The organism is Xanthobacter agilis, assembly GCF_021730435.1.
Taxonomy (GTDB): domain Bacteria; phylum Pseudomonadota; class Alphaproteobacteria; order Rhizobiales; family Xanthobacteraceae; genus Xanthobacter; species Xanthobacter agilis.
In genome coordinates this window covers 130,386-139,916 of the sequence record NZ_JABWGX010000012.1, presented here as the reverse complement: position 1 = coordinate 139,916, position 9,531 = coordinate 130,386, and the positions used below count along the sequence as shown (strand labels likewise).

General features: G+C 69.1%; 10 protein-coding genes. 3 read left to right on the top strand and 7 right to left on the bottom strand.

From position 1 onward, the window contains the following. Window positions 1-400: 400 nt before the first annotated feature. From HUW53_RS10860 to HUW53_RS10830, 7 genes are all read right to left on the bottom strand, one after another. Window positions 401-868, bottom strand: a complete 468-nt coding sequence (locus HUW53_RS10860; protein ID WP_370877835.1) for an arsenate-mycothiol transferase ArsC — start codon at window positions 866-868, stop codon at window positions 401-403. Between the two features lie 10 nt (window positions 869-878). Further along, window positions 879-1,361 (bottom strand): UPF0262 family protein, encoded by a 483-nt coding sequence (locus HUW53_RS10855; RefSeq protein WP_237345776.1) that lies wholly within the window; start codon window positions 1,359-1,361, stop codon window positions 879-881. A gap of 4 nt (window positions 1,362-1,365) precedes the next feature. After that, the gene (gene hisD / locus HUW53_RS10850) at window positions 1,366-2,670 is read right to left on the bottom strand and encodes a histidinol dehydrogenase (RefSeq protein WP_237345775.1); all 1,305 of its coding nucleotides are present in this window, start codon (window positions 2,668-2,670) and stop codon (window positions 1,366-1,368) included. A gap of 104 nt (window positions 2,671-2,774) precedes the next feature. Then, complete coding sequence (locus tag HUW53_RS10845) at window positions 2,775-3,236, bottom strand: DUF2948 family protein (protein WP_237345774.1); 462 nt, start codon at window positions 3,234-3,236, stop codon at window positions 2,775-2,777. 233 nt (window positions 3,237-3,469) lie between these two features. Beyond that, window positions 3,470-5,053 carry a putative bifunctional diguanylate cyclase/phosphodiesterase gene (locus tag HUW53_RS10840; RefSeq protein ID WP_237345773.1) on the bottom strand — a complete coding sequence of 528 codons (1,584 nt, stop codon included), beginning with the start codon at window positions 5,051-5,053 and terminating at the stop codon, window positions 3,470-3,472. 148 nt (window positions 5,054-5,201) lie between these two features. After that, entirely contained in the window at window positions 5,202-6,491 is a 1,290-nt protein-coding gene (murA, locus tag HUW53_RS10835; RefSeq protein ID WP_237345772.1) for a UDP-N-acetylglucosamine 1-carboxyvinyltransferase, read from the bottom strand. Window positions 6,492-6,559: 68 nt separating this feature from the next. Next, window positions 6,560-6,772, bottom strand: a complete 213-nt coding sequence (locus HUW53_RS10830; protein ID WP_237345771.1) for a hypothetical protein — start codon at window positions 6,770-6,772, stop codon at window positions 6,560-6,562. Between the two features lie 172 nt (window positions 6,773-6,944). Between HUW53_RS10830 and HUW53_RS10825 the strand changes: the two genes are divergently transcribed. The 3 genes from HUW53_RS10825 (at window position 6,945) to HUW53_RS22075 (ending at window position 9,452) form a co-directional block, all read left to right on the top strand. Next, a complete protein-coding gene (locus HUW53_RS10825; RefSeq protein WP_237345770.1) occupies window positions 6,945-7,970 on the top strand; it encodes a flagellar motor protein MotA in 1,026 nt (341 codons plus the stop codon). Window positions 7,971-7,973: 3 nt separating this feature from the next. Continuing rightward, complete coding sequence (locus tag HUW53_RS10820) at window positions 7,974-8,993, top strand: peptidoglycan -binding protein (RefSeq protein WP_237345769.1); 1,020 nt, start codon at window positions 7,974-7,976, stop codon at window positions 8,991-8,993. Between the two features lie 114 nt (window positions 8,994-9,107). Beyond that, a complete protein-coding gene (locus HUW53_RS22075; protein WP_370877832.1) occupies window positions 9,108-9,452 on the top strand; it encodes a DUF2798 domain-containing protein in 345 nt (114 codons plus the stop codon). The last annotated feature ends 79 nt before the right edge of the window (window positions 9,453-9,531 follow it).

The window sequence follows — 9,531 nt, the reverse complement described above, 5'->3', positions numbered from 1 at the left end:
ACTCCGGTTCACCGAAAATGCTCTAGCTCCTTATTTTATCGCAATTTCAGACGCAAAACCGCTGCACGCTTTTGCTGAAATTGCTCTAGGCGGCACCCGGTGGCCGGGAATCGTCGCCTCGGCGATGACATGTCATCGCCATGTTAGCCGGCGAGGGCCTTTCGGTCTCCCGCCTCCCATCGCTCCCGTCTTTCGGGCAAGGCACCTTGGGCGAGGGTCTTCGGGCGCAGGCGTCTTCGGGTGCAAGCGTCTTCGGGTGCAAGCGTCTTTGGGTGCGGGCGTCTTCGTGTCGGAGGGCGGTCGCGGGGCCGGTTCGCGCATGGCCCGCGACAGACGCCGGAAAACCACCAGAAATGGCCCGATTTCGCGGCCGGGTCGGTGCCGGCGGCCGCCGGCACACTCAAGTATGCCGAAAGCGCGCGCGGATCCGCTGTTCCAGCTCGTCGCGGACCGCCCGGTAGGCATCAAGGCGCTGCTCGCGGCTGCCGCTTTCGCGGGTGGGGTCAGTGGTGGGCCAATATTCCACGTCGAGCGCGTTGGTGCGGGTCAGCTCCAGGGCGCGATGATGGGCGCCGGGCGACAGGGAGATCGCGAGATCGAACCCGAGACCTTCGTATTCCTCAAGTTCTTCCAGGCTCTTGGGGCGGTGCTTGTGCACGTCGAGCCCGATCTCGTCCATCACCGCGGTGACGAACGGGTCCGGCTCCCCGGCGATGACGCCGGCGGAGCCCACATAGATCGATTTGCCGTAGAGATGGCGCAGCAGAGCCGCCGCCATCACTGAGCGCACCACGTTCTGTCCGCAGATGAACAGAACCGACTGCGGCCGCGCCGACCGCGAACGGGCACCGCCGGGGTCCGCCACCATGGGCATCCGCTCAGCCCTTCCAGTGCAGCGCGCAAATGAGGGTGAACAGGCGGCGGGCGGTGTCGAAATCCACGTCGATCTTGCCCTTCAGCCGCTCCTGGAGCAGCTCGGACCCCTCGTTGTGAGTGCCGCGACGCCCCATGTCGATAGCTTCGATCTGGCTTGGGGAGGCGGTGCGGATGGCCGCGTAATAGCTCTCGCAGATCAGGAAATAGTCTTTCACCACCTTGCGGAAGGGGGTGAGGGAGAGGTGGTGCTGCACCACCTGTTCGTCGCTCTCACGCTTGATGTCGAACACCAGGCGGTTGTCCATGAGCGAGATGTGGAGCTTGTAGGGCCCCGCGCCGGGATCGCCGCAGGGATGAAAGCTGTTGTCCTCGATCAGGTCCCAGATGGCGGTCGCGCGCTCGTGATCGATCTCCGGGCCGGCATGGCCGATGGACGAATCGTCGAGCGTGACGGCGCAGAGGCGGGAGGGGGATTTCTCGCTCATGCCGTCACTGTCCTCCCCCGGCGTTGGTGCGGATGGACACCGACCGCCCGTGGGCCTGCAGCCGCTCCACCTCGGCCAGCCGCACCGCGGCGGTGCCCACCTTCCCGAGCGCATCGGCGTCGAGCTTCAGGATGGAGGTGCGCTTCATGAAGTCGAGCACGGACAGGCCCGAGGAGAAACGCGCCGAGCGGGCGGTGGGCAGCACATGGTTGGTGCCGCCCACATAATCGCCGATGGCTTCCGGCGTGTAGGCGCCGATGAAGATGGCGCCCGCATGGCGGATGCGGGCGGCCAGCCGGTCCGCGTTCTGGGCCTGGATCTCCAGGTGCTCGGGGGCGACGCGGTCCACCAGGGCCGGCGCCTCGTCGAGGTCGCGCACCTTGATGACGGCCCCGTGGTCGCGCCAGGAGGCGCGGGCGATCTCCGCGCGGGGCAGGGTGTCCAGCATGCTGTCCACCGCCGCCACCACGCGCGCGGCGAGGTCGTCGGAATCGGTGACCAGGATCGACTGGGCGGCGGTGTCGTGCTCGGCCTGGGCCAGCAGGTCGGCGGCGATCCAATCGGCATTGGCGGTGGCGTCGGCGAGGATCAGCACCTCGGACGGGCCGGCCACCATGTCGATACCCACCTGCCCGAACACCTGCCGCTTGGCCTGCGCCACATAAGCGTTGCCGGGGCCGACGATCTTGTCCACCGCCGGGATGGTGGCGGTGCCATAGGCCAGCGCCGCCACCGCCTGGGCGCCGCCCACCCGATAGACCTCGTTGACCCCGGCGAGCCGCGCCGCCGCCAGCACCAGCGGGGCGATCTGGCCGTCGGGGGCCGGCACCACCATGACGATGCGCGGCACGCCCGCCACCTGGGCCGGCACCGCGTTCATCAGCACCGAGGAGGGATAGGCGGCGGTGCCGCCGGGCACATAGAGGCCCACCGCGTCCACGCTGGTCCAGCGATGGCCCAGGGTGACGCCGGCGGCATCGGTATAGGTCTCGTCGGTGGGGCGCTGGCGGGCGTGGTGCGCCTCGATGCGGGCCTTGGCGAATTCCAGCGCCGCGCGGGTCTCGGCGGGGATCGAGGCGAGCGCGGCATCGAGTTCGGCGTCGGTGACCTTGATGCCGAGGGCGGCAAGGTCCACCCGGTCGAAGGTGCGCGACAGGTCGATCAGGGCCTCATCGCCGCGGGCCCGCACGTCGGCGATGATGGCGGACACCTGGTCCTGCACATCCACGGACGTTTCACGCTTGGAGCCGAGGAAGGTGGCGAAGCGGGCGGGAAAATCGGAGTGTTCGGTGTCGAGACGGATAGGCATGGGGCTTTGCTAGATCAGGACGGCGGCCGAGGGAAGCCCCGCCGTGGGGGCTGCGCGGTCACGGCGCGCCCGCCGGGTGCGCGGCGGCCTTGGGTGAAGGGGTCTCAGGCGGCGTCGGAGCCGGCGGTTCCGCCCGTGCCCGGCTCGTGGCGCGGGGCGTGGGCGCAGCCCCAGGCCGGGCCGAGATCCTTCAGGCCGGCCTCGATGCACTCCACCTCAAGCCGCACTTCCCCGCCGCCGGAAAAGGTGAGCAGCACATAGCCCGAGGGCAGGTCGGTGGGAATGAAGGTGACCGCCAGGAGGTTGAGCACGCCGTTGCGCTGCGCCATGTCGATGCCGCGGCACTTGGCATCGCGCACCCGCTCGAAATGCAGGCCGGACCGGCGGCGCACCGTTTCGTTCGCGATCGCCCGCGCATCCCAGTCGAATCGGTTGAGCAGCAGGGCGAAGCGCTGGACGCGCGGCAGGAAGCCCATGTCCTCCACCTTGACCAGCGCGTCCTGGAGGTGGGCGGAAACGACGGCGAGATCTTCCTCGTCGAGGGCGAGCAGCTTCAGATCGGTCATGGCGGGCGCCTTCCTGGCTTGGCCTTCCCTGGTGCCGGCGGTGTTGTCGTCTGGGCTCTGTACGCTGTGAGCCGGCGACACTGGACATAGAGAGCGTGACGCCCGGTTTCAATGTCGCCGGCGCGCATGGCAAGGATGTCGCCGCCGGCGGCGCGGACGCAGGGGACGACGGCGGGGGATGATGGCGAGGGGACGATGGCGAGGGGGCCGACGCCCGCGTCCGGTCGCCGCGCTCAGGCCCGGCAGAAGGGCGCGCCGCTGGCCGCGTCCTGCGCCACCTGCCGGGCCGCCGCGGCGGGCATGGGGCGCGCGAACAGGTAGCCCTGGCCGAGGGTGCAGCCGTGGCCGCGCAGCCATTCGGCTTCCGCCTGGCTTTCCACCCCCTCCGCCACCGTGGTGAGGCCGAGGGCCGCGGCAAGGCTCAGCATCGACGACACGATCTTGCGGCAATCGGCGTCGTCGGTCAGGCGCCGGGTGAAGGACTGGTCGATCTTGATCTTGTCGATGGGCAGTTCCTGAAGGTGGCGCAGGCTGGAAAAGCCGGTGCCGAAATCGTCCAGCGACATGCGCACGCCCGCTTCGCGCAGCGCCGACATGGTGCGCCGGGCGGTGTCGAAATCCTGGAGCAGGGCGGTTTCGGTGATTTCCAGCTCGATCCGGCTCGCGGCCACGCCCATGCGCGCGAGCAGGGACAGGAGGGTGTCCGTCAGGTCCGGGTCGAGCAATTGCGGCGGGGACAGATTGACCGCGACCGAGAGGTCGGCGGGCCAATCGCGGGAATCGGCGCAGACCCGCTCCAGCATGGCCGTGAGCAGGCGGCCCACCAGGCCCGCATCCTCGACGATAGGGATGAAGGCCGGCGCCCCGAGCAGGCCGCGGGTGGGGTGGTGCCAGCGGGCCAGCGCCTCGAAGCCGCGCGGGCGCAGGGTCTGGAGGTCCACCAGGGGCTGATAGAGGGCGACGATCTCGCCGCGTTCCAGCCCCTCGCGCAGCTCGACCTCGGTGTCCAGCCGCTCGCGGCGATGGGCATCGAGGGTGCTGTCGTACAGGGCGTAGCGGTCCTTGCCGGCGCTTTTCGCCTGGGTGAGCGCGGTTTCGGCCCGTCGCAGCAGATCGGCTTCGCAATCGCCGTCGCGCGGGTATTTGGCGATGCCGATGGAGGCCGAGACCTGGACCCGCCGGTTTGGCGCAGCGATTTCCTCGTGCGCCACCTTCAGGATGCGTTCGGCCAACCGAAACAGTTCGTCGGTGCTTTCGTCGACCAGCGGGGACAGGGCGACGAACTCGTCGGCGCCGAGCCGGGCCAACGTTTCCTCTTGCCGGAGCATGGCGCGGATACGCTTGGCGAGCGTCGTGAGGACGGCGTCGCCCGCGGCATGCCCGTGGACGTCGTTCACCTGCTGGAACGCATCCACGTCGATGACGAGGACGGCAAGGCGCGTTCCGCTCGCGCGCGCTCGGGCCAGGGCGCGCGCGAAATCCTCCTGGAACAGGGCGCGGTTGGAGATGCCGGTCAGCCCGTCATAGCGGGACGCCTCCCGCGCCAGGGCCTCCGCCTGGTCGCGCTGGGTGATCGCCATCCGGAGCTGCCATTCGTGCACCACCAGCACCGCGATCGCGGCGAGCGCCGCCGCAACGATCAGGGCGAAGAGGTCGTTCAGATGCCAGTCGGCATGGCTCAACGAGATCCGATAGACATATTCCAATGCGTCAAGGTACTTTAATACGGCAAAAACGAAGAGCGCACCAACGGCGATGATGAGGTAGAGCTTCCAATATCTCCCCCCGGCTTCAGGTGGGGCGCCGCGCGACGACATGTTTCGACTTCGCCCCTGACGTTCTTGCCTGTTACCGTCGAGCCGGAATCATACCATTTCGCCCAGGTTTGGACAGGCGAGGGGCCGGTGAAGCCGGCGTCCAGGGGCGGGGCTTTCGGCGTTGCGGCGCGGAGCCGCCCCGCCGGGGTCAGCCGCTGATGCGCTCGATCTCGGCGCCGCAGCGCGAGAGCTTGGCTTCCAGCTTCTCGAAGCCTCGGTCCAGGTGGTAGACGCGCTGCACCAGGGTTTCGCCCTCGGCGGCGAGGCCGGCGATGACGAGGGAGACGGAGGCGCGCAGGTCGGTGGCCATCACCGGCGCGCCGGTGAGGCGCTCCACGCCATCGATGGTGGCGGTGTCGCCGTCGAGCTGAATCCGGGCTCCGAGCCGCGCCAGCTCCTGCACATGCATGAAGCGGTTCTCGAAGATGGTCTCGGTGATGCGCGAGCGGCCCTTGGCCTTGGTCATCAGCGCCATGAGCTGGGCCTGCAGATCGGTGGGGAAGCCGGGATAGGGGGCGGTGCTCACCTCGATCGGCAGGATGCCGCTCCCGTTGCGGCGCACGCGGATGCCCTCGTTGGTGGCATCGATCTCGGCGCCGGCCGCGCGCAGGATGTCGAGGGCGCTTTCCAGCAGGTCCGGCCGGGCGCCGGCGAGCATCACGTCGCCCCCCGCCATGGCGGTGGCCATGGCATAGGTGCCGGTCTCGATGCGGTCGGGCAGCACCGCGTGGCGGGCGCCGGTGAGGCGCGGCACGCCCTCGACGCGGATGGTGGAGGTGCCGGCCCCGAAGATGCGGGCGCCCATCTTGATGAGGCAGTCGGCGAGGTCGGTCACTTCCGGCTCGCGGGCGGCGTTCTCGATCACGGTCTCGCCATCGGCCAGGGTCGCGGCCATGAGGGCGGTATGGGTGGCGCCCACCGACACCTTGGGGAACACGATGCGGGCGCCCTTCAGCCCCTTGGGGGCGCGGGCGCGCACATAGCCGCCGTCGATGTCGAGCTCGGCGCCCAGCGCCTTCAGGGCGTCCAGGTGGAAGTCCACCGGCCGGGTGCCGATGGCGCAGCCGCCGGGAAGGGACACCTTCGCCTCGCCCATGCGGGCCAGCAGCGGACCCAGCACCCAGAACGACGCCCGCATCCGTGACACGAGGTCGTAGGGGGCGGTGGTGTCGACGATCATGCGGGCGTCGATTTCCAGGGTCTGGCCGGCGTCGGGGTCATCGCCGTTGCGCTTGCCGTTGGTGGTGATGTCCACCCCGTGATTGCCCAGGATGCGCTGCAACAGCGCCACGTCGGCGAGGCGCGGCACGTTTTCCAGGATCAGCTTCTCTTCGCTGAGAAGGCTCGCGATCATCAGCGGAAGGGCTGCGTTCTTGGCGCCGGAGATGGGAATGGTGCCCTGAAGCGCGTTGCCGCCGACGATGCGAATCTTGTCCATGCTGGTCCTGTCTCCGGGGCCGTCCGGCTCGCGCCCGGCCCGCCCGCGACGCTTTCAAACCACGAGATCTAGCGCGCCTTCCCGTCCGGCACAATCGGGCTCTCGCCTGGCCCGCCAGAGATACCACCCTCGCGTGCAACGCCGGTGGCGTCGCGCACCGCGCCGTGGTCCGCGTCAGCGTCCGCCGCATCCCGGCGGGCGCGGCTCTGGGCCTTGCGCCGCGCCAGATTCGCCTTGAGGGCGGCGGCGAGGCGCGAGGTCTTGTCCTGAGGCTGAGACATGGGAAACGAGGTAGCGCTCCCGCGCGCCGGATGCAAGACTGGGACGCGCGGCGGCCGGTTCGAGCGGTTCCAGACTGCCGCCGGCGGTGCACGGCGTCGTGTTCTTTTCAGCCGGCTGTGCCATAGTCCCCGCCCGAACAGACATGCAGGACCAAGCCGACCGGGAGCCAGCATGACGCGCGCCGTCGATCCTTACCTGAAACTCTCGTCGCCGCGCATCTTCCTGGTGCGCATCGTGGTGTTCCTGGCCCTGTGCGCCGCCCTGGCGGCGGTGCTGCACCGGCAGATCTTCGCCGCCTTCCTCAACAATCCGGGGTTGAACGGGGTCATTTTCGGGGTGCTGGCGGTGGGCATCATCCTGGCCATCCGGCAGGTGGCGCGGCTGTTTCCCGAAGTCGAATGGGTCAATTCCTTCCGCCTCGCCGATCCGGGCCTTGCGGTGTCGCGCACGCCGACCCTGCTCGCGCCCATGGCCGCGCTGCTCGGCGACCGTATCGGCCGCATGGCCATCTCCCAGGCCACCATGCGCTCGATCCTCGATTCCATCGGCACCCGGCTCGACGAGAGCCGGGACATGGCGCGCTATCTCACCGGGCTGCTGGTGTTCCTGGGCCTGCTCGGCACCTTCTGGGGCCTTCTGGAGACGGTGTCTTCCATCGGCCAGGTCATCAGCGCGCTCCAGGTGGGGCCAGATTCCGGCTCGGTGTTCGAGGATATGAAGAGCGGGCTCGCCGCGCCGCTGGGCGGCATGGGCATCGCCTTTTCGTCGTCGCTGTTCGGCCTTGCCGGCTCGCTGGTGCTGGGCTTTCTCGACCTTCAGGCCGGGCAGGCGCAGAACCGCTTTTACACCGACCTCGAGGACTGGCTGTCCACCACCGTGCGCGACCTCGATCGCCTGCCGGGGGAGGGGAGCACCGCCGTCGGCGGCCTCCTGGCGCTGCCGGCCCCGCGGACCGAGGCGGAGGCCCTCATCGCCGCCATGACCCGGCTGGAGAAGACCATGTCGGAGGCGGGATCCCAGCGCGTGATCGCGGCCATGTCGCACCTCGCCGAGAGCCTGCAAGGGCTGGTGACGCATCTGCGCTCGGAGCAGGCGCTCATCAAGCAGCTCGTCGACACCCAGGGCCGCCAGCAGGAGGACCTGCGCCATCTGGTGGAGCGGTTGGAGCGGACCGCCGCCAGCCCCGAGCGGAGGTGAGCCATGGCCCTCGGCCGACGCGGGCGTGATCGCCAAATCGATTACTGGCCGGGCTTTGTCGATGCGCTCTCGACCCTGCTCCTGGTGTTCATCTTCCTTTTGTCCGTGTTCATGCTCACCCAATTTTTCCTGACCCAGGAGATGACGGGCAAGGACAATGTGCTGCAGCGCCTGCAGGCGCAGATCCGCCAGCTCACCGAGCTGTTGTCCCTGGAGCGGGCGAGCGGGCAGGGGGCCGAGACCGAGCTTGCGGCCGTGCGCGCCTCGCTGGAGGCGAGCGAGGCCGAGCGCGACCGCCTGCGCGGTCAGATCGCCGCCACCCCCGCCGCGCCCGATGCCGGCCGCGAGCAGGCCCTCGCCCGTGATCTCGATGCGCAAAAGGACGTGGCCGCCCGCGCCCTCTCCCAGATCGAGCTGCTGAACCAGCAGCTCGCCGCCCTGCGCCGCCAGATGGCGGCCCTGGAGGAGGCGCTGAACGCCTCCGAGCAAAAGGACAAGGAAAGCCAGTCCAGGATCGCTGATCTCGGTCGCAGGCTCAACGTGGCGCTGGCCCAGCGGGTGCAGGAACTGACCCGCTTCCGCTCCGAGTTTTTCGGGCGGCTCAGCCGGATCCTGGGCGATCGGCCGGACATCCGGGTGGTGGGCGACCGCTTCGTGTTCCAATCGGAAGTGTTCTTCGATCCCGGCTCGGCGAGCTTGAAGCCGGAGGCCTTGGCGGAGCTGGACAAGCTCGCCTCCGCCATCCTGGATCTGGAGAAGGAGATTCCGCCCGATCTCAACTGGGCGCTGCGCATCGACGGCCACACCGACAACCGGCCCATCGCCACCGCTCAATTCCCCTCTAACTGGGAGCTTTCGGCGGCGCGCGCCATCGCCGTGGTGCAATATCTCATAGCCAAGGGCGTGAGCCCGAACCACCTGATCGCCGCCGGCTTCGGCGAGTTCCAGCCCCTCGACCCCGGCGCCACCGACGAAGCCCACGCCCGCAACCGCCGTATCGAGCTGAAGCTGACGGAGCGGTAGGGGGCCGCAATGCGCCTGAGGCGCCCGGCGCCTTGACCGCGCCCTGTCACGGTGCCTTATGGCGGTATCGCCATAAGTGCCGGACGTCCCATGCCGCGATGGAAAAGCTTGCGATTGCGGAAGCTGCCCGCCCGCTTCGAGCGCTATGTGATGCCGCTGGTGCTGTCCGGCGTCATGACCTGCGTGGTGAGCCTGACCGATACGCTGCACAGCCTCGGCTTCAGCCCGAATTTCATCCGGACCTGGCCCGGCGTGTGGTTGCTCTCCTGGGCGGTGGCCTTCCCCACGGTGCTTCTCGCCTTGCCGCTCATCCGCCGCGCGGTCGCGCTGGTGGTGGAGGTGGAGGAGGCGGTGAAGGACGAGGTGGAAAATCTTGCGGCCGATGTGGTGGCGGACATGGCAGTCGAGGGAGCGCCAGCGGAGGGGGCGGGGGAAGTGGAAGGGCGCGCGCATCGGTAGTGGTGGCTCGCCCCCTTGACGGACGCTCCGTGTCCGTGGCGTATGACGACGCGCCCGGCTTCTGGCCGGCGCCGTAAGC